Here is a 21,168-nt window from a genome sequence, read left to right as displayed (position 1 = left end):
CGGTTAATCGCCATCCACCATTGTGCCCACACTTGCACAGGGACAAGGCTCCTCCATGCGTCATTTTTTTCTTTTGTTTGCACTGCTGATCTCCGGCCTGGCCCAGGCCGGGAACAATCCATTCGAGACCAAACCGGAGTTCCTGCCGGTCGACAAAGCCTTCGTGCTCACCTCCGAACGCCTTGAATCCGGGGAAACCCAGCTGTTCTGGCAAATCACCGACGGCTATTACCTGTACCAGAAACGCCTGAAATTCGACGGTTTGCCGGCCGAGCAACAGCCGGCGTTGCCCGAGGGCGAGTCGCACAGTGACGAGTTTTTCGGTGAACAACCGGTGTATCGCCAAGGGCTGGAGGTGAAAGTTCCGGCCTCGGCGAGCGGTCAGATCAAGGTCAGTTACCAGGGCTGCGCCGATGCCGGCCTGTGTTACCCGCCGCAAACCCGAGTCATCGATCTGGGCGGTCAAGCAACGCCAACGGCCAGTGCTGAAGCGCCGGATCAAGCCTTGGCCAGCAGCCTGCAACAACGGGCGCTGGGCTGGAGCCTGCTGGTGTTCTTCGGCCTCGGCCTGTTGCTGGCGTTCACCCCGTGTTCGTTGCCGATGCTGCCGATTCTGGCAGGCATGATTGTCGGCAGCGGCGCCACCCCGCGTCGTGGTTTCGCCCTGGCCAGCAGCTATGTGATCTGCATGGCGCTGGTGTATGCGGCGATGGGGGTGATCGCTGCGCTGCTCGGCGCCAACCTGCAGGCATGGCTGCAAAATCCGTGGCTGCTGGGTGCCTTTGCCGCCGTGTTCGTGGTGCTGGCGTTGCCGATGTTTGGCTTCTTCGAATTGCAACTGCCGGTGGCCTTGCGTGATCGCCTTGAACACGCTTCGCGTAGCCGCAATGGCGGCAGCCTGATCGGTGCCGGGGTGCTCGGCGCGTTGTCCGGTCTGCTCGTCGGCCCGTGCATGACCGCACCGCTGGCCGGCGCCTTGTTGTATATCGCGCAGAGCGGCAATGCGCTGCACGGTGGCTTGATTCTGTTTGCGTTGGGCATCGGTATCGGGATGCCGCTGTTGCTGCTGGTGACCGTCGGTAATCGCTTTCTGCCAAAGCCTGGCGCATGGATGAACCTGCTCAAGGGCATCTTCGGTTTCCTGTTCCTCGCGACCGCGCTGCTGATGCTGCGCCCGGTGCTGGACTCGTCGCTGTGGCTGGGCCTGTGTGGCGCGTTGCTGCTGATCGCCGCGTTCTGTGCCTGGAAGCAATCGGAAGGTTTCGGCCGGGTTGCCCAGGTGTTCGGCGCCAGTTCGCTGTTGCTCGGTCTGTGGGGCAGCCTGTTGCTGATCGGTGCTGCCGGTGGCAGTGACGACCCGTATCAACCGTTGCAGGTGTACAGCGCCGGCCGGGTCGCCAGCACCACGCCGAGCGGGCATGACGCGTTCACCACGATCAAGGATCCGGCAGCCCTGCAGCGCGAACTGGATAGCGCCAAAGCCCAGGGCCAGTGGGTGTTGCTCGATTACTACGCCGACTGGTGTGTGTCGTGCAAAGTCATGGAAAAACAGGTGTTCGGCAAGGACAAGGTCATGCAGGCGCTGAGCGATGTACGCCTGCTGCGCCTCGACGTCACTGCCGACAATGCCGCCAGCCGCGAGCTGCTCGGCCGCTACAAAGTCCCGGGGCCACCGAGTTTTGTCTGGATCGGCACCGACGGCGAAGAACGACGTAGCCAGCGCATCACCGGTGAGGTGGATGCCGAGACGTTCCTGCAACGCTGGGCCACTACCCGAGACGCCAATTAAATGCTGACGTTCACCCTCGGCACCTTTGCCATCGCGCTTAACCATCTGCTGCTGATCAGTGCCCTGGCGCTGGCAACCTTTGTCGGCTGGCGGGTGGCCAAGCGCGGCGGCGATAACCCCGAGTCGGCGCTGTTCAGCCTGTTTTTGCTGGGCATGCTTGCGGCGCGCGTGGCGTTTGTCGCCCTGTATTGGGGCCACTATCGTAACGATCCGTGGCAGGTCATCGACCTGCGCGATGGCGGATTCCTCGCCTGGCCGGGGGTGATCGTGCTGCTGCTCGCCGCTCTCTATCGCGGCTGGCGCCGCCCCGGCCTGCGTCGGCCACTGGGTTTTGGTGTGGCCAGCGGCGTGCTGTTCTGGTTGTTGGCGACCCTGTCACTGAACATCTACGAACAAGGCACGCGCCTGCCGGAAATCACCCTGCGCAACGCCGCAGGCGAGACCATCCAGCTCAGCGATTATCAGGGCGGTCCACTGGTGATCAACCTCTGGGCAACCTGGTGCCCGCCGTGCCGGCGCGAGATGCCGGTGCTGGAAAACGCTCAACAACAACGCCCGGACCTGACCTTTCTGTTCGTCAATCAGGCCGAAAGCATGCAAAGCGTTGCCACATTTCTAGAAACCCAGGGCCTGAGCCTGAACAACGTGCTGTTCGACCGCAGCGGTCGATTGGGTCAGGCAGTGGGTTCCATGGCGCTGCCGACTACGCTGTTCTATAGCCCTGACGGTCGCTTGTTGAGCAGCCATCTGGGCGAACTGTCGAACGCCAGTCTGGCCCGCGCCCTGGAAAACTTCGACATCCCGAATCCAACCGCCGCACCGGCGACCTCTGCAAGGAAACTGCCATGCCCCGCCTCCGCCACCTGCTGACGCTGACTCTGGGCACCGCCCTGCTGCACCTGCCGTCGGTGCAGGCCGCCGAAGAATTGCCCGCCGCGATCAAGCAGATCGAAGCCAAGGGCGCAAAAATCGTCGGCCAGTTCGACGCCCCGGACGGCTTGCGCGGTTATGCGGCGCAGTACCAGAACCGTGGCATGGCGTTGTACCTGACGCCGGACGGGAAACACGTGTTGCTCGGCAATCTGTACGACGCCGACGGCAAGGATCTGAGCAGCGAGCCGTTGCAGAAACTGGTCTATGCGCCGATGGCCAAGGAAATCTGGGGCAAGTTCGAAGCCAGCAACTGGATTCAGGACGGCAACAAGGACGCACCGCGCACCGTGTACCTGTTCAGCGATCCGAACTGCCCGTACTGCAACATGTTCTGGGAACAGGCGCGACCATGGGTCAAGGCCGGCAAAGTGCAGTTGCGGCATATCATGGTCGGGATCATCCGCGAAGACAGCCCGGCGAAATCCGCCGCACTGCTGGCGGCGAAAGATCCGGCCAAGGCCCTGGAAGATCACGAGAAGGCCGGCAAGGCCAGCACCCTCAAGCCATTGAAAGACATTCCAAAAGCGGTGCAGACCAAACTGGCCGCCAACATGCAGTTGATGGAAGACCTGGAACTGCAGGCGACGCCGGCGATTTTCTACATGGATGACAAGGGTGAGCTGCAACAGCAGCAAGGCGCGCCTTCGCCGGACAAGTTGGCGAAGATTCTCGGGCCGAAATAAGCCGGAGCAAAAGATCGCAGCCTGCGGCAGCTCCTACAGGGGAACGCGTTTTCTGTGGGCGCTGCCGCAGGCTGCGATCTTTTTCAATGGTGCTCAGCCAGGAAGGCGAACAACACCTCAGTGACAAACTGCGGGTTCTCCAGACTGGAGATATGCCCCGCCTCCGGCACCAACACCCACGGGCATCCAATCAGTTCGGCCATTTCCTTTGCCTCTGACGGCGGTCGCGGTTTGTCCTGATCGCCGCAGAGCACCAGGGTGGTTGCGGCATTCAATTCGCCCAGACGCGGCAACAGGTCATCCCGACTGAAGGTGATACGCCCCATGGGCACGATGCTTTCGCGCAGGCGATCCGCGGTGTACGCCGCGAGTTTTGCGCGGAAGTCCTGATACAGCGCCGACTGCGGATCAATGCCCGGGCGAAAGAAAATCGGTACAACGATATCGAGCAATTGTTCGGAGATCTCGCCGCTTTCCTCGATCTGCTTGAACAGCGAGAAGTAATACTGACGGGTTGGCTCAGGCTCCACGCCGACGTAGGTGTCGAGCAACACCAGACCGTTGATCCGCTGCGGTGCCGACAACGCCAGACGCACGCCCCACATGCCGCCGACCGACAGCCCCGCCAGCGTGATCCGTTCGATCTGCAGATGATCGAGCAAGGCCTCGGCCTGCCGCGCAATGTCATCCAGCGAGGTGGTGCCTTGAGGCAAACGCCCGGATTCGCCGTGGCCCCACAGGTCCAGCGCAATCACCCGGTAGTGCGGCGACAGCGCAGCGATCTGCGGCGCCCACATGGCCGTGTCCCACAGATAACTGCCCGCCAGCAACACGGCCGGGCCGGTGCCTTGATCAATGTAGTGCAGCGCTTGTCCGTCAATCGTGAAGAAAGGCATCGACCACCCCCGAGACAAAAAAGAGAACCGGCAGACTGAGCTGCCGGTTGTTGATCGTCAACCGTGTAAATGTCTGAAAATGTGCCGCTCCCAATCGCGAGCAGGCTCACTCCTACAGGGGATCTGTGATCGACACAGAACCCATATGGGAGCGAGCCTGCTCGCGAAGGGGCCGGTACAGACACCGAAGATTACAAGCCTTCAAGCTCCGCCATCAGATCATTCAAGCGATCCACCTTGTCCTCGGTCATCTCACTGGCCGCCAGGCCTTCGATGTACTTGGCCAGTTCCTGCACCGTGCTGCACTCGAACATCGCCCGCAACGGCACATCGCGTTGCAGGGTTTTCTGCACCCGCGAGGCGATCTGCGTGGCCAGCAACGAATGCCCGCCCAACTCGAAGAAGTTGTCGCGCACGCCGACCTTGTCGACTTTGAGCACCTCGGCCCAGATGTCGGCCAGGGTCTGCTCCAGTTCGTTGCGCGGGGCCAGGTAATCATCGCTCTGCATCTGGCCGATCTCCAGCGCCGGCAGGGCCTTGCGGTCGAGTTTGCCATTGGCGTTGTGCGGCAGCTGGTCGAGCCACAACCAGTGCAGCGGCACCATGTATTCCGGCAGTTCGCTGCGCAGGCGTTGCTTGATCCGCTCCAGACGTTCGCTCGGGTTGAGCGCCGAATCCGCCGCGACCAGATAGCCGACCAAGTGCTTGCCATTCACGCCTTCCTGCACGCCAACCGCCGCATCGCGGACTTCCGGCTGTTCGTGCAGACGCGCCTCGATTTCACCCAGTTCGATCCGGTAACCGCGAATCTTCACCTGATGGTCAACCCGGCCAACGTACTCCAGCACACCATCGCTGCGCCGCCGTGCGAGGTCACCGGTGCGATACAAGCGCTCGCCCGGCGCGCCGAACGGGTTCGGCACAAACACCGGCACGGTGCGCAGCGGATCGCTGACGTAACCGCGCCCGACACCGGTCCCGGCCACGCACAACTCGCCCACCGCACCCAACGGCACCAGTTCCAGCGCGCCATCGACCAGGTACAGCAAGTTGTTGTCGGTCGGCGTACCGATCGGCAAATAGCTGCCGCGAGTCGAGGCCAGATCGACGCGGAAGAACGCCACGTCATCGGAGCATTCCGCCGGGCCATAAGCGTTGACCAGCCCGATCTGCGGATAACGCAGCAGCCACTGGTGCGCCAGTTCCGGCGGCATCGCTTCACCGGTCGGCAGCATCCAGCGCAGGCCGTCGAGGCTCAGGCGCTCGGAGGCGAGCATACCCTGAATCAGCGACGGCACGCTCTCCAGCACGGTGATGCCCTGCTTCTGTACATGCATCAGCAAGCCTTGCGGATCGTGGGCAATGGTGTTCGGCACAATGTCCACCCGCGCACCGAACAACGGCGCGGCGAGGAACTGCCAGACCGAAATATCGAAGCTTTGCGAAGCGGTCTGCGCAATCACATCGGCGTCCGTCAGTTTCAGGTACGGCACCTTGCTCAACTGGTTATTGAGCATACCGCGTTGCTCGACCATCACGCCTTTCGGCAGACCGGTCGAACCCGAGGTGTAGATCACGTAGGCCAGGTTGTCCGGGGCACTGTAGATTCCCGGGTTCTGCAGCGATGTCGCCAGCGCCTGCACTTCTTCCCAGACCAACAGCCGTGGACGGTTGGCGCAGCTGAACTCATCGAGCAAAGTCTGCGCCTGTTCGCGGCAGGCTTCGCTGCACACCAGCACCGGCGTGCGGCTCAGCTCGATGATCCGCTGCAGACGCTGGCTCGGCAGGCCCGGGTCCAGCGGCAGGTAACCGGCACCGGCCTTGAAGCTGCCGATGATCATCCCCAGCAGATCGAGATTACGCTCGGCCAGCAGCGCCACCGGTTGATCCATCTGCACCCCGGCCGCAACCAGCGCATGACCGAGGCGGTTGGCGTTGTGGTTGAGCGCGGCATAGCTCAGTTGCTGATCGAGGCAAGTGGCGGCGATGCGCTGCGGATGCGCCGCGACCTGCGCTTCGAACAACGCCACGTAGCTCTGCTCCAGCGGATAATCGTGGGCGCTCTGGTTGCAGCCGTGCAGCAGGAAGTCCTGCTCCTCGGCCCCCAGCAGCGGCAGGTCGGCCATGTCACCGTGGAAACCATCGACCAGCGCCAGCAGCAGGCGCTTGAACTCGCCGAGCATGCGCTCGATCGTCGACTCGTCGAAGTAACGCTGGTCATACGACAGGTGCAGACCGAGGTCATCGCCCGGGTAGCACACCGCCGTCAGCGGGAAGTTGGTGTGGGTACGGCCGGAGTCCGAAGTCGCGTTGAGACTCTGCGCACGGTCCAGCACCGAGACTTCCACCGGCGCGTTCTCGAACACGAACAGGCTGTCAAACAGCGGCTGGCCTTTCGGCAGTTCGCTCTGCTCCTGAATGTTCACCAGCGGCAGGTATTCGTACTCGCGCAGTTGCATGTTGCTGTCGAGCAGAGCGCTCAACCACTGGCGCACACTGGCACGCTGATCGTCCGCCGGGATCTGCACCCGCAGCGCAATGCTGTTGATGAACAGGCCGACGGTGCGTTGCATCTCCGGCATGTCAACCGGGCGCCCGGCCACGGTGACGCCGAACAACACGTCACGATCACCGCTCAGGCGGCGCAGCACCAAGGCCCACGCGGCTTGAGCAAAGGTGTTGATGGTCAGTTGATGGGCCTGGGCCAACTCACGCAGACGGGCGCCATCTTCAACGTCGAGACGGGTGTAGCGGTCACCGACAATCATGCCGCCGCTTTCACCTGCATGTTCGCGCAGGAACGGTCGGTCACTCGGGATCGGTGTGGTGCGTTCGAACCCTTGCAGGTTCTGCTGCCACCACTGGCGCGCCTCGGCCAGGCTCTGGCGTTGCAGCCAGCCGATGTAGTCGCGGTAACGCGGCGGCACCGACAACTGTGCTTCGCGCCCCTCACCGAGGGCGGTGTAGATCTCGAAGAAATCGTTCATCAGCAGCGAGCGGCACCAGGCATCGATCAGGATGTGGTGGTTGCTCATCATGAACCAGTAACGCGCCGCGCCGACCTTGATCAAACGCAAATGGAACGGTGCCTGATTGAGCAGATCGAACCCGGCCTCGCGCTCGCTCTTCAGCAGCGCCTGCAGCTTCGGTTCTTGCTCGGCATCGCTGATGGCGCTCCAGTCCAGGTACTCGATCGGCGTGCGACCCGGGCTGTGGATCACTTGCAGCATGTCCTCGCCGACGTTCCAGCAGAACGACGCACGCAGCGCTTCGTGACGGGCGACCACCGCTTGCCAGGCCTGGGCGAAACGCTCGGCGTCGAGCTCGCTGTTGATGCGATAGCGATCCTGCATGTAATACAGACCGGTGCCCGGTTCGAGCAAGGTGTGCAGCAACATGCCTTCCTGCATCGGCGTCAGCGGATAGACGTCTTCGATCTGCGCCGCCGGCACCGGCAATGCATCGAGTTGCGCCTGGGTCAGTTTCGCCAGCGGGAAGTCCGACGGCGTCAGGCCAACGGCGGTGTCTTGCAGGCAATGTTCGATCAGGCTTTGCAGCTCGCCGAGGTAGGCGTCGGCCAGATCGTTGATGGTTTGCGCCTCGTAGCGCTCGGCACTGAAAGTCCAGCGCAGCAGCAATTCGCCGCCGTACACCTGACTGTCGATGCTCAACTCGTTGGGCAACGGCGCCTGCGGATCGTGGGCTGCACCGACCGGCTCGTCCAACGGACGGAACAGCGCATCACTGGCGAAACTCTGGTCGAACTGGCCGAGGTAGTTGAAGGTCACCGGGGCATTCGGCAGCGCCGCCATGCTGCGCTGGCTGAGGTCATCGGCCAGATAACGCAACACGCCATAACCGAGGCCTTTGTGCGGTACCGCGCGCAGTTGCTCCTTGATCGCCTTGATCGAAGCGCCCTGTCCGGCAGCTTCTTCGATGTTGTGCGGGGTCAGGCGTAATGGATAGGCGCTGGTGAACCAGCCGACGGTGCGAGTCAGGTCGATCTCGTCGAACAGGGTTTCGCGGCCGTGGCCTTCCAGTTGAATCAGTGCCGATGGCTGCCCGCTCCAGCGGCACAAGACGCGGGCCAGCGCGGTCAGCAGCAGATCGTTGACCTGTGTGCGGTAGGCGCGCGGTGCCTGTTGCAGCAGTTGTTGGGTACGCTCGGCATCCAGACGCACGCTGACGGTTTGCGCGTGACGATTCTGTTGTCCGCCCTGCGGGTTTTCGCACGGCAGATCGGCGTTCGGTCCGGCCAGTTGGGTTTGCCACCAGTTCAACTCTTCACGCAACGATTCGCTGCCGGCATAGGCTTGCAAACGTGCCGCCCAGTCCTTGAACGCACTGGTTTTCGCCGGCAGTTTTACCGCCTGCCCGGTATCGAGTTGGCGATACACGGTTTGCAGATCGTCGAGCAGCACGCGCCACGACACACCGTCGACCACCAAGTGATGGATCGCAATGAACAAGCGTTGCTGCCCTTCGGGACCATCGACCAGCAAGGCGCGCAGCAGCGGGCCGTTTTGCAGGTCGAGGCTGCGCTGGGCATCGAGGAACAGCGCTGCGCACTTGTCCATCGCCGCCACCCGCACCTGCCACAACACCTCGGCGTCGGACACCGGTTGATGCGTGGCCTGCCATTGATCGTTGACCTGGGTGAAGCGCAGACGCAGGGCATCGTGCTGCTCGATCACGGCCAGCAGCGCCTGCTCCAGACGATGCGGTTCCAGCGCCACGCTCGGCTCCAGCAGCAGCGCCTGGTTCCAGTGCTGACGCTCAGGGATTTCCGTGTCGAAGAACCAGTGCTGGATCGGCGTCATGGCCGACTCGCCGACCACCAGTCCCTGCTCGGCAGTGACTTGCTCACTGTGGCTGGCGACAGCGGCCAGGGTCTGCACGGTCTGATGCTGGAACAGATCCCGTGGACTGAAATGAATGCCTTGCTGCCGCGCCCGGCTGACCACTTGAATCGACAGAATCGAGTCGCCACCGAGTTCGAAGAAGTTGTCGTTGAGACCGACCAGCTCAACGTTAAGCACTTCGCACCAGACCTGCGCCAGGGTCTGTTCGAGTTCGTTGCTCGGGGCGACATAGTCCTGACGGTTCAACTCGGGATCCGGCGCCGGCAAGGCGCGGCGGTCGAGTTTACCGTTGGCGGTCAGCGGCATGCTCGCCAGCAGGATCAGGTGCGTCGGCACCATGTAGTCCGGCAGTTGCGCCTTGAGGTGCGACTTCAGTGCTTCGCGCAGTTCGGCCTGTTGCGCTTCGCCCTGCCCGGCGACGTCGCTGACCAGGTAGCCCACCAGTTGCTTGCCGCTCGGCGCATCCAGCGCCAGCACCACCGCTTCGCGGATCGAAGCGTGATCGAGCAGACGGGTTTCGATCTCACCCAGCTCGATACGGAAACCACGGATTTTCACCTGATGGTCGATCCGCCCCAGATACTCCACCAGCCCATCGGCACGCTGGCGCACCAGATCGCCGGTGCGGTACATGCGCCCGCCATCGGCGGCAAACGGGTCAGCCACGAAGCGCTCGGCGCTGATGCCCGGACGGTCGTGATACCCCTGCGCCAGACCGGCACCACCGACGAACAACTCACCGGTCGCGCCTTGTGGCACCAACGCCAGATCGGCATCGAGAATGTACGCCACGCGGTCACCGATCACGCTGCCGATCGGCACGCTGCCGGCACCCTCTTCCAGCACCTGCGGTGCCAGACTGGCGAGCGGCATGACCACGGTTTCAGTCGGGCCGTAGGCGTTGAAGAACAGGCTCGGTTTGAACGCGGCGCGAATCCGTTGCAGGTGCTCGCCGGTCAACGCTTCGCCGCCGGTGATGATCATCCGCACCGGTAGAGTGTCGCTTTGCGTGGCGAGGAATTGCGCCAACTGGCTGCCATAGCTCGGGGTGAAGCCGAGCACATTGATCCGGTGGGTGCGGATCAAGTTGCAGATCTCTTCCGCGTCCCACTGCCCTTGCGCCCGCAACACCACTTGCGCGCCGCTGAGCAGCGGCACCAGCAGACGCTCGGTGGCGGCGTCGAAGTTGATCGAATAGAAGTGCAGTTCGCAGTCGTCCGGGCGCATGCCGAAACGTTCGATCACGGCCTGGCAATGCATGGCGATTTCACCGTGGGACACCACCACACCTTTCGGCTTGCCGGTGGAACCCGAGGTGTAGATCAGATAGGCCTGATGCTGCGGCAGGCTGATGAATGGCAGCTCACTGACCGGGTAATCAACCAGCGCCGCACTGTCATCTTCCAGGCACCAGCGCGCCACGCTCGACGGCAAATCACCGAGGGCGGTGAACATCGCGCGGTCACTGAGCAGCAGACCGATGCGGCTGTCTTCGATCATGTAATGCAGACGGTCGAGCGGGTATTCAGGATCCAGCGGCACGTAAGCGCCGCCGGCCTTGAGAATCGCCAGCAGGCCGACGACCATTTCCAGCGAGCGCTCCAGCGCCAGACCGACCCGCACCTGCGGGCCGACCCCACGCTCGCGCAGGGCCCAGGCCAGGCGATTGGCGCGGGCGTCGAGTTCGGCGTAGCTCAGGGTCTGCCCGGCGAAAGTCAGGGCCGGAGCGTCTTTGCGCGCCAGCGCCTGCTCGGCGAACAGGTGATGGATGCACTGGTCGAGACGACGTTCGCCCGGTTCAACGCCGAGGCTATTGAGCAACTGCTGTTGTTCAGCCGGGTCGAGCAGCGGCAATTGGCTCAGACGCTGTTGCGGATCGGCGATCAACGCTTCCAGCAGGTTGCGCCAATGTTTGGCCATGCGTGCAATGGTCGGTTCATCGAACAGATCGGTGCTGTATGTCAGGCAGCAACCGAGGCGATGGTCGAGGTCGGTGACTTCCAGGTTGAGGTCGAACTTGGTCGCCCGCGCATCGTTGGCCAGGTACTCGACGGTCATCCCGGCGAGCATGCGGCTCTGCTGGAATTCCCAGCGCTGCACGTTGCACATCACCTGGAACAGCGGGTTGTACGCCGCACTGCGTGGCGGTTGCAGCGCTTCGACCAGATGATCGAACGGCAGATCCTGATGCGACTGGCCTTCAATCACCGTGTGACGCACTTGCTCGAACAACTCACCCACCGACATCTGCCCGTCGAGCTGGCAACGCAGCACCTGGGTGTTGAGGAATGCACCGATCAACCCTTCGCTTTCCGGGCGAATCCGGTTGGCCACCGGCGCGCCGATGCGCAGGTCGGTCTGGCCGCTGTAGCGGTAGAGCAAGGTGGCGAGCGCAGCGGTCATGGTCATGAACAGGGTCAGACCGTTTTGCGCATTGAACGCCCGGACGCGGGCAGCGAGATCGTCGCTCAAGTCGAAACGGAACAGTTCACCTTGATGGCTTTGCACCGGCGGACGCGGACGGTCGCCAGGCAGTTCCAGCAACGGATGTTCGCGACCGAGTTGTGCAGTCCAGTAGTCGAGCTGGCGCTGACGCTCACCGGACTCCAGCCATTGCCGCTGCCAGACGCTGTAATCGAGGTACTGCACCGGCAACGCTTCGAGCGGCGAGTCGCGCTCATCGACGAAGGCTTCGTACAGCGCACTGAGCTCACGGGCAAAAATATCCATCGCCCAGCCTTCGGTGACGATGTGGTGCAGGGTCAGGACGAAGTAATGCTCGTGCTCGGCGGTCTTCACCAGACAGGCGCGCAGCAGCGGGCCGCTTTCCAGGTCGAACGGCAGATGCGCTTCTTCATCGGCCAAATGCTGGACTTTCTGTTCACGCTGGTCAGCCGGCAGTTTCGAGAAATCCTTCCAGCCCATGCGCACGCCGGTCTCGGCATGCACCTGTTGACGGGCCACGCCATCGACGCTCGGGAACGTGGTGCGCAGGGTTTCGTGGCGCAGGATCAACGCCTGCAAGGCCGCCTCGAAATGCTCGACGTGTAACACGCCGCGCAGGCGCGCCATGCCGCCGACGTTGTACGCCGGGCTGTCCGGCTCCATCTGCCAGAGGAACCACATGCGCTGTTGCGAATAGGACAGCGGCACCGCTTGGCGGCGGTCGACTTTGGCAATCGGCGGCTGTTTGTTGGTCTGGCCGCTGGCCTGGATCAGCCGGATCTGCTCAGCGAAATCGCCGAGTTCGCTGTGCTCGAACAAGGCGCGCAACGGCAACTCGACGTCACAGGCCTGACGACTGCGCGAGATGATTTGCGTGGCCAGCAACGAGTGTCCGCCGAGGGCAAAGAAGTCGTCACGCAGACCGATCCGTGGCAGACCCAGCACTTCGCGCCAGATCGCGGCGATCTGTTGCTCCAGCTCGGTGGCGGGTTCGACGTGTTCGCGCACTTGCCACTGCGGCTCCGGCAAGGCGCGACGGTCGAGCTTGCCGCTCGGGCTCAGGGGCATTGCGTCCAGGCGCATCAGTTGCGCCGGGACCATGTATTCCGGCAGTTCGCCGGCCAGCGCGGTTTTCAGGCGGGCGATCTGCACGTCCTGATCTTCGCTGGCATCGAAAGCGCTGAAGTAGCCGATCAGTTGCGCGCCGGCTGCGGTTTCCCGTACCAGAACCACGGCTTGGGCGACGCCGTTCTGAGCCAGCAGCCGCGCTTCGATTTCTTCCGGCTCAACGCGGAAACCACGCAGTTTGACCTGCTGATCAAGGCGCCCGAGGTATTCGATCACGCCGTCCGAGGTCCAGCGTGCACGGTCACCGGTGCGGTACAAACGTGCGCCCTGCTCGCCCAACGGGTCGACCACAAAGCGCTCGGCCGTCAGCGCCGGGCGACCGAGGTAACCCCGAGCCAGACCGATGCCGCTGATGCACAGTTCACCCGGAACACCGGCCGGCACGGGATTGAGATCGGCGTCGAGCACGCGGCAAATCACATTGCCCAACGGCCGGCCAATTGGCGAACGCTCGCCGTCGGCCGTGGTGCAATGCCAGTGGGTGACGTTGATCGCGGTTTCGGTCGGACCGTAACGGTTGTGCAGTTGCACCGCCGGCAGTTGCGTCAACACGCGGTTGCGCAGTTCCGCCGGCAGCGCTTCGCCGCCGGAGAACACCCGGCGCAGGCTGGTGCATTCGGCACTCAGCGGCTCGTCGATGAACAGCGCGAGCAGCGGCGGCACAAAGTGCAGCGTGGTCACACCGTATTCCTGCACCAGTTGCGCGATGCGATGCGGGTCGCGGTGTTCACCGGGGGCGGCCATCAACAGACGCGCGCCAGTGATCAGCGGCCAGAAGCACTCCCACACCGACACGTCGAAACTGATCGGCGCCTTTTGCATCAGCACGTCGCTGTCGTTCAGGCGATAGCTGTTCTGCATCCACTGCAGCCGCTCGGCCAATGCGGCGTGGGTGTTACCGACGCCTTTCGGTTGCCCGGTGGAGCCGGAGGTGTAAATCACATAGGCGAGGTTGTCGCCGTGCAGGTGCAGGCCTGGTGCCTGGCTCGGCCAGTTTTCCAGGTGCAACGCATCCATGGCGATCACGCTGACGCCATCGCTGGCCGGCAAGCGGTCGAGCAATGCTGTCTGGGTCAGCAGCAGTTCGACGCCGCTGTCGCTGAGCATGTAAGCCAAGCGGTCGGCCGGATAATCCGGATCGAGCGGCACATAAGCGCCACCGGCCTTGATGATCGCCAGCAGGCCGATCAGCAGTTGCGGCGAACGCTCGGCGGCAATCGCCACACACACGTCCGGGCCGACGCCTTTATCGCGCAGATAGTGCGCGAGGCGGTTGGCCTGGGCGTGCAATTCGGCGAAATCGAGACTGCCGCCGTCCCACACCAGCGCGGTGCGCTCCGGGGTCTGCCGCGCCTGTTCGTTGAGCAGTTCCGGCAGCCAGTGTTGCGCCGGGGTACACGGGGCGACGCTCCACGCTTGTTGCTGTTCCTGCTCGCACGGAGTGAGCAAGGGCAGGTCGCTGATCGCCTGCTGCGGTTGCTCGCAGACGGCGCGCAGCAGATTGCTGAAGTGTTCGGCCAGACGCTCGATGGTCGCCGCATCGAACAGTTCATCGGCGTAGTCGAAGGACAGGGTCAGGCGCCCGTTGCGATCTTCTTCACTGTGCAGTTGCAGGTCGAACTTGGCCTCGCGGCTGTGCCACGGCAGTTCTTCAGCGAGCAACCCCGGCAAGCGCTTGAGCGCACTCAAGTCGCGCTGCTGGTGGTTGAACATGACCTGGAACAGACCCTGTTCACGGGCCTGCGGGAACGCTTCGAGCAGTTGTTCGAATGGCAGATCCTGATTGGCCTGCGCACCCAGTGCAGCGTCGCGGGTCTGCGCCAGCAACTCGACAAACGACAGCCGCGAATCAACCTCGGCACGCAGCACCTGGGTGTTGATGAAGAAGCCGATCAGGCCCTGGGTTTCCAGGCGCGGACGGTTGGCGTTGGGGATGCCGATGCGGATATCGCGCTGACCGCTGTAGCGGTGCAGCAGGCTCTGGAACGCCGAGAGCAACAGCATGAATGGCGTCGATTGATACGCCTGCGCAGTCTGCTTGACCGCGTCGCTGAGGCTGACGCCGAGGCGCACGCTGTGGCGCGCGGCGCTGTGCAATTGTCTGGCCGAACGCGGATGATCGGTGGCCAGCTCCAGCACCGGGTGCTCGTCGCCCAACCGGGCCTTCCAGTACGCCATTTGCCGCTCGCCCTCGCCTTGCGCCAGCCATTGGCGCTGCCAACTGCCGTAGTCGGCGTATTGGGTGGGCAGTGGCGCGAGTTCGGCGCGCTGGCCTTGGGATGCCGCAGCGTACAGGCGCGAGAACTCGTCGATCAGCACATTCAGCGACCAGCCATCAGCGATGATGTGGTGCAGCGTCACCAGCAACTGGTGATCTTCGTCGTCGAGGCGTACCAGCGTCACCCACAGCAGCGGGCCTTTTTCCAGATCGAATTGAGTACGCGCCTCGTCTTCGCGGATCTGTTGCGCGCGGGCTTCACGCTCGTGCGCGGGCAGGTCGCTGATGTCAATCAGTTGCAGGTTGAATTCCGGCGCGGCGTCGACTTGTTGCAGCCCTACGCCGTCGCGTTCGAAGAAGCGTGTGCGCAGCGATTCGTGGCGTTCGATCAGTTGCTGGAAGCTGGCGCGCAACGCCTCTTCGTCCAGCTCGCCACGCAGACGCAGGGCGCCGGGGATGTTGTAGGCGCTGCTGTGCGGATCGAGTTGCCAGGTGATCCACAGTCGGTTCTGCGCCAGCGATTGCGGCAGCGCTTCGCTGCGCGACAAGGAGTTGATTGCGCCTTGGGCGTTGCCGCCATCCTGTTGCTGCTGCGCGACCGCAGCGGCGAACGCGGACAGGGTCGGCGCTTCGAACAACAGACGCAGATTCAACTCCAGCGCCAGCTCTTCACGCACCCGGGCGATCACTTGCGTGGCGGCAATCGAGTTGCCGCCGAGCAGGAAGAAGTGGTCGTCGGCGTTGACCTGTCTGACATTGAGTTGCTCGGCCCAGATCTTGCCGATCAGCGCTTCCAGCTCGGAAGCCGCCAGGGTCGATTCGGTATTGTGCAGCTCGGCGGACGGGAACACCGCGTAGCTGTCGAGGCCGCCATCGGCCAGACGATTGCGGCACGCCGAGCGTTGCAGCTTGCCGCTGGACGTCTTCGGCAATGCGCCCGGGTTGAGCAGCACCACCACGCTCGGTGCTTCCTGATAGGACTCGGCCACTGCCTGGCGAATGGCTTTGATCAGTGCTTCGGGCGGCAGGATTTTTTGCACGCTGCGGCTGATTTCCGCCGCGATGCCAATGCCTTCTTCACCGTCCTGAGTGACCGCGAATGCCGCAACGCGACCTTTGCGCACCACCTCCACTTCGTTCTCGACGGTCTTCTCGATGTCCTGCGGATACAGGTTGTGGCCACGCACGATGAGCATGTCTTTCAGGCGTCCGGTGATGAACAGTTCACCGTCGCGGATAAAGCCCAGGTCACCCGTGCGCAGCCAGGTGCGACCGGCGTGCTGGACGAAGGTCTTGGCGCTGGCCTCGGGGTTGCGCCAGTAGCCGTGAGCGATGCTCGGGCCAGCGGCCCAGACTTCACCGACGAGGTTGTCAGCCAGTTCGTTCAGCGTGACCGGATCGACGATCAGCACCGCATGTTCCGGCTGGCTGATGCCGCAACTCATGATCGGGCTGCCGGCGCCCGGTTCGGCGCGGTTTTGCGCCAGCGCCTGATCGTCGACGCGCAGTGCGGGAATGCCGGTGCCACGCGGCGTGCCGGCGACGAACAGGGTCGCCTCGGCCAGACCATAGGACGCCATGAAGCTGTCTTCGCTGAAGCCGCACGGGGTGAACTTCTCGGCGAAGCGCTCAAGGGTGTCGAGACGGATCGGTTCTGAGCCGGAATAGGCCACGCGCCAGCGGCTCAGGTCGAGGCGCTCCAGTGCTGATTCGCTGACTCGCTCGCTGCACAGACGGTAGGCGAAATCCGGCCCGCCACTGATGGTGCCGCCGTATTGGCTGATAGCTTCGAGCCAGCGCAACGGGCGACCAAGGAAGTATGCGGGCGACATCAGGATGCACGGCACACCGCTGAAAATCGGCTGCAGCAATCCACCGATCAGACCCATGTCGTGGTACAGCGGCAGCCAGCTGACGATCACGTCGTCGGGGTTCACGTCGATGCCGAAACCGTGGCGAATCAGCAGCTCGTTGGCCACCAGATTGCCGTGGCTGACCTGCACGCCTTTGGGCAGAGCAGTGGAGCCGGAGGTGTATTGCAGGAAGGCGATATGGTCTGCGGGCAAATTCGGTTCGACCCAGCGCTCGGCCAGGGTGTTGTCGAGGGTATCGACGCACAGCAACGGCGGCGCGCCGTCGATTTGCTGCAGGGCATCGCGCAGGTCGGCACTGGTCAGCAACAGACGCGGTTCGGCGTCGGCAATGATCGACAGCAGGCGTTCCTGATGATGCCGACGGGCGGACTCCGGCGGATAGGCCGGTACCGCGATCACCCCGGCATACAGGCAACCGAAAAACGCCGCGACGTAATCCGCGCCGCTGGGAAACAGCAGCACCGCGCGATCACCGAACTCAGCCTGGGCCTGCAATGCGCCAGCAATGGCGCGCGCGCGTTGATCCAGTTCGCGGTAACTGAGCACCACGCCCTGCTCCTCGGTTTCGGCGAGAAAGCGCAGGGCCAGGCGATCCGGCGTCTGTGCCGCACGGCGCTGGAGGGCTTGGACCAGAGTGCTGGGGAGTTCGAACGCGTCGGTCATGAGGTTTCCTGCCTGAATTCGGCTTGCTAGTGGAATCGGGTTGCTGCGTCACGCCGGTCGAGGGCGTGCAGGGCGCGGTCTGTGCCGACCGCGCGAGGCTGCGGAATGCTGTCTGGTCGGGGCTCGGTACCCGGAACCATTCACCAATGAGAACGGATGACGTCTTGAAATAATTAGTCGACAGGCGGGATCGCCAATGGGGCGGGGGTGTGGCGGTGTGTCGCAGTTCTCGATTCGCACCTTTACGGAGCATTAGTTCTCTTTCTCAATTGACAATCATTATCATTCAACATAATTTGTCGCTCGATGTGTAGGACGGCCTCGTCCCCTGGCGTCCCACTAACCTATTGGCAGCAAGGTGATTTCCATGACGGAACAAGTATCCACAAGCAGGTGCGATTCACCGCTACTTCAGGCCTTCGTCGACAATCGACTGATTCTGGTCAAGATCGCATCGCGCATTACTGGCTGCCGTTCGCGCGCCGAAGACGTGGTTCAAGATGCGTTCTTCCGCTTGCAGTCGGCCCCGCCGATCACGTCGTCGATCAAGGCGCAATTGAGTTATCTGTTCCAGATCGTGCGCAACCTCGCCATCGATCACTACCGCAAACAGGCGCTGGAGCAGAAATACGCAGGCCCGGAAGAGGAAGGGTTGAACGTGGTCATTCAGGGCGCATCGCCGGAAACCTCGCACATCAATTTCTCGACGCTGGAACACATCGCCGACGCGCTGACCGAACTGCCCAGCCGCACCCGCTACGCCTTCGAGATGTACCGCCTGCACGGGGTGCCGCAAAAGGACATCGCCAAGGAACTCGGCGTTTCGCCGACCCTGGTCAACTTCATGATTCGTGATGCGCTGGTGCACTGCCGCAAGGTGTCGGGCAGTCGTGGGGACGCGGCCTCGATGGGGCGTCGTTAATCAGCGAAATCGTGGTAACCCCATTCGCGAGCAGGCTCGCTCCCACATTTGTCCTGTGTATGCAGAACCTGTGTGGGAGCGAGCCTGCTCGCGAATGCGGCCTCAAGATCTACGTGATCTTGAGGCCTGAACCTCAGGCCAGCTTGCACCGATCAAAAAACCGCTCACGCCCCAGAATCATCAACGCCGCACGCTTGTGCGGAAAGTCGAATTCCTTCTCGCAATGGAAGCACTGGTTCTGCATGTGGCCGATCATCTTCGCGTTGTCGGCACGCGGCTCGGCGACCACGCGCTGGGTACGCGGATCATCCAGAAACAGATAGTGCACCAGCGCCGACAACCAGCTCGCGACCTTGTGCGGGCCACGGTGATTCTCTTCCCCCACCAGCATGTGAATGCCACGGTCGTAATTGTCCGCGTCGTAGAACGGCGCGATACGATCTTCCTTGGCCCAGTAGGCTTCGAAATAGGCAAACGGTTGATCATCGAAACAGCCGATCAGGGTCAGGGTGTGCGGATCGGCGTCGAGCTTGCCGAGGTATTCGCGATGCTGTTCAAGACTGCCCTCCTCCTGCCAGAAACTGGCGACTCGCGGACTGTTCTGCCAGCGATTGAATCGCGCCAGATCCTGCTCGATCTCCAGCGTGCGCAGGGAAATCCACGCCCCGAGGCGCGCATCGAAGCGGCGATAGACTTCACCGCGCGGCTTGACCGGACGCAGCGGATGGCGCTTGCCCTGGCTGATCACCATTTGTTGCGGGTAGCTGCCACTCAGCGATGTTCCGAGCCATGGTTGCGGCAGTTGCCAGAACAAGGTGCGTTCGCAACGGTATTCGCCGGCCACTTCGGTGCTGATCAGCAAGCCGCTGAGCAAGGCTTCGGTGGGCGGCTGATCCAGTTGCCAGAGCAATTGCTGACGCTCCGGCTCACGGGCAAACAACCAGTAACAGGCAGCCCACAATGCCAGGCCGGGCGGCAGAGCGAAACGCTCATCGAGCTGGATCGGGCCGTTGCCGTCACGGTCCAGACGCAAGCGAATCAGCGGTTGTCCGTCCAGGCTCAGGCTCAGACGGCTTTCGGTGGCATCGGCTACCAGTTCACGGCCCGAAGGCAAGGCCAGGGCAGTCAGGTCATTCAGATTGGACATGGGTCGGGCTCACGATAATCGTCGACAGTTCAACGATGGGACGTGAGCCGAGCGGGGAAATTTAGCCGGCGGGGTGAAATCAGTGTTGCGGTACCGGTACCAGAGCGATCTTGTAGGGTTCGAAAATCTTCAGCATCTCGCCGTTGTCGCGCAAACCTTGCAGCAATTTGCCGAACGCTTCGCCGCTGATCGGCGCGGTCGGACGAAGAATGGCGTAGTGGTGATAGACCTGATCGATGCGCTGCGATACCAGCAACGCCTCGCGCACCTTTTCGTTACGCAGCAGGTAATCACTCAGATAGGAACGTGTAACCAGCGCAATATCCGCGCGCCCGCGCAGCACCATCAACAGGTTGCTGTCATGGGAATAGGTCAACGTGGCCTTGAACGTATCCGCGAGAAACTTGGGGTCGGCGTTGAAATTGGCGAACTCGTAGTGATAGCCGCTGTACAGCGCCAGCCGCTTGCCCTTGAGGTTCGAGAAGTAATCCTGCTGCCGACCCTCTTCGCGTTGCGCGACGAAAATCTCGGCATCTTCCAGGCCCATATCGACCGTGGTGTGTGGAATCTCCTTCCAGCCCCAGTCCGGGTTCTCGAAAATCGCCATGTCGGTGCGCCCTTCCTTCAGGTCACCGAATCGCCGAGGAATGGAGGTCGGAACAAGTTCAAAGTGATAGTCGCTCTGCAGGTTGTTCAACGCGGCGACCAGTTCCGGCAACAGTCCGGTGTCGGCACCGTTTTCCGGACGTATGGTGTAAGGCGGAAAATGCGCCGCGCCCACCCGAACCAGTTGCGCTGCCTGCGCGGGCAACACCCAAAATACCGCCAGCGCTACGAGCAAAAGCCCTGCGGTCGTCCGAATTGGCGAAGACTTCAAAACACCCCACTCCCCGAAAAAATACCGATCAATGCATTCAAGCTAGGCGGTTTCGCCCAGTTAGCCAGTTTCCTGACCTGTTGGAACGTGGGTTAACGCTCTTCGAGCACCAGAATCAGCGCTTCATCGGCCAACTGATCGAGGCTCAGGCTGCCGCCGGCACGGAACCAGGTGGTGGTCCAGGACAGCGCACCGGTAAGAAAACGTCGGGTAACAAATACATCGCCTCGGATGAAACCGGCGTCCTTGGCTTCGCCCAGCACCTGCAGCCAGATGTCTTCGTAGACATCGCGCAGGGCCAGCACACGGGCCTGACCGTCTTCGGACAACGAACGCCATTCGTAGACCAGCACCGCCATGGCTTCGCCGCTGCCGCCCATGATCGACTGCAACTCGCAGCGAATCAGCGCCAGCACCCGCTCGCGCACGTTGCTGGCTTCGGCCAGCGCGGCGCGCATCAGCGCGGTGTTGTAGCGGATGGTTTCTTCCATCACCGCCCGAAGGATTTCATCCTTGCTTTTGAAGTGATGAAAAATGCTCCCGGACTGGATCCCCACCGCCCCCGCCAGGTCACGCACCGTGGTGCGCTCGTAGCCTTTGTTGCGGAACAGGTGAGCGGCCACTTGCAGCAGTTTGCCGCGGGCGCTGTCAGGGTCGGTCAACTGGCCTTGGTCGACCAGTTCGCGCATGACCCTCAGGGCTTTTTGCTCGTCCACCCGTTCTCTCCTACA

Annotated in this window: 9 protein-coding genes; 4 read left to right on the top strand and 5 right to left on the bottom strand. The window is 62.7% G+C overall.

Going from position 1 to position 21,168, the window contains the following annotated elements:
• Nucleotides 1–55 precede the first annotated feature (55 nt).
• Genes dsbD through dsbG form a run of 3 tightly spaced genes read left to right on the top strand, consistent with a single transcriptional unit; the run spans nucleotide 56 to nucleotide 3,405 of the window.
• Nucleotides 56–1,789, top strand: coding sequence for a protein-disulfide reductase DsbD (gene dsbD / locus BW33_RS15510; protein WP_047599889.1), 1,734 nt, complete (start codon nucleotides 56–58; stop codon nucleotides 1,787–1,789).
• Nucleotides 1,790–2,659: a TlpA disulfide reductase family protein gene (locus tag BW33_RS15505; RefSeq protein ID WP_047599888.1), complete on the top strand. Its 870-nt coding sequence runs from the start codon at nucleotides 1,790–1,792 to the stop codon at nucleotides 2,657–2,659.
• Nucleotides 2,635–3,405 carry a thiol:disulfide interchange protein DsbG gene (dsbG, locus tag BW33_RS15500; RefSeq protein WP_047599887.1) on the top strand — a complete coding sequence of 257 codons (771 nt, stop codon included), beginning with the start codon at nucleotides 2,635–2,637 and terminating at the stop codon, nucleotides 3,403–3,405. The genes BW33_RS15505 and dsbG overlap by 25 nt, the downstream gene beginning before the upstream one ends.
• A gap of 83 nt (nucleotides 3,406–3,488) precedes the next feature.
• On the opposite strand, the gene BW33_RS15495 is transcribed toward dsbG, so the two are convergent.
• Complete coding sequence (locus tag BW33_RS15495) at nucleotides 3,489–4,301, bottom strand: alpha/beta fold hydrolase (protein WP_047599886.1); 813 nt, start codon at nucleotides 4,299–4,301, stop codon at nucleotides 3,489–3,491.
• Nucleotides 4,302–4,492: 191 nt separating this feature from the next.
• Nucleotides 4,493–17,491 carry a non-ribosomal peptide synthetase gene (locus tag BW33_RS15490; protein WP_047599885.1) on the bottom strand — a complete coding sequence of 4,333 codons (12,999 nt, stop codon included), beginning with the start codon at nucleotides 17,489–17,491 and terminating at the stop codon, nucleotides 4,493–4,495.
• Between the two features lie 367 nt (nucleotides 17,492–17,858).
• Between BW33_RS15490 and BW33_RS15485 the strand changes: the two genes are divergently transcribed.
• Nucleotides 17,859–18,413: an RNA polymerase factor sigma-70 gene (locus tag BW33_RS15485; protein WP_047599884.1), complete on the top strand. Its 555-nt coding sequence runs from the start codon at nucleotides 17,859–17,861 to the stop codon at nucleotides 18,411–18,413.
• 133 nt (nucleotides 18,414–18,546) lie between these two features.
• Here BW33_RS15485 and BW33_RS15480 read toward each other — a convergent pair whose 3' ends face one another.
• From BW33_RS15480 to BW33_RS15470, 3 genes are all read right to left on the bottom strand, one after another.
• The gene (locus tag BW33_RS15480) at nucleotides 18,547–19,560 is read right to left on the bottom strand and encodes a GNAT family N-acetyltransferase (protein WP_047599883.1); all 1,014 of its coding nucleotides are present in this window, start codon (nucleotides 19,558–19,560) and stop codon (nucleotides 18,547–18,549) included.
• 79 nt (nucleotides 19,561–19,639) lie between these two features.
• Nucleotides 19,640–20,437 (bottom strand): substrate-binding periplasmic protein, encoded by a 798-nt coding sequence (locus BW33_RS15475; protein ID WP_047599882.1) that lies wholly within the window; start codon nucleotides 20,435–20,437, stop codon nucleotides 19,640–19,642.
• 92 nt (nucleotides 20,438–20,529) lie between these two features.
• Entirely contained in the window at nucleotides 20,530–21,153 is a 624-nt protein-coding gene (locus BW33_RS15470; protein ID WP_047599881.1) for a TetR/AcrR family transcriptional regulator, read from the bottom strand.
• Nucleotides 21,154–21,168: the final 15 nt, after the last annotated feature.

This window comes from Pseudomonas sp. RIT288, from assembly GCF_000631985.1.
Taxonomy (GTDB): domain Bacteria; phylum Pseudomonadota; class Gammaproteobacteria; order Pseudomonadales; family Pseudomonadaceae; genus Aquipseudomonas.
The sequence above is the reverse complement of the archived record's forward strand: the minus strand, read 5'-3'. Positions and strand labels throughout refer to the sequence as shown.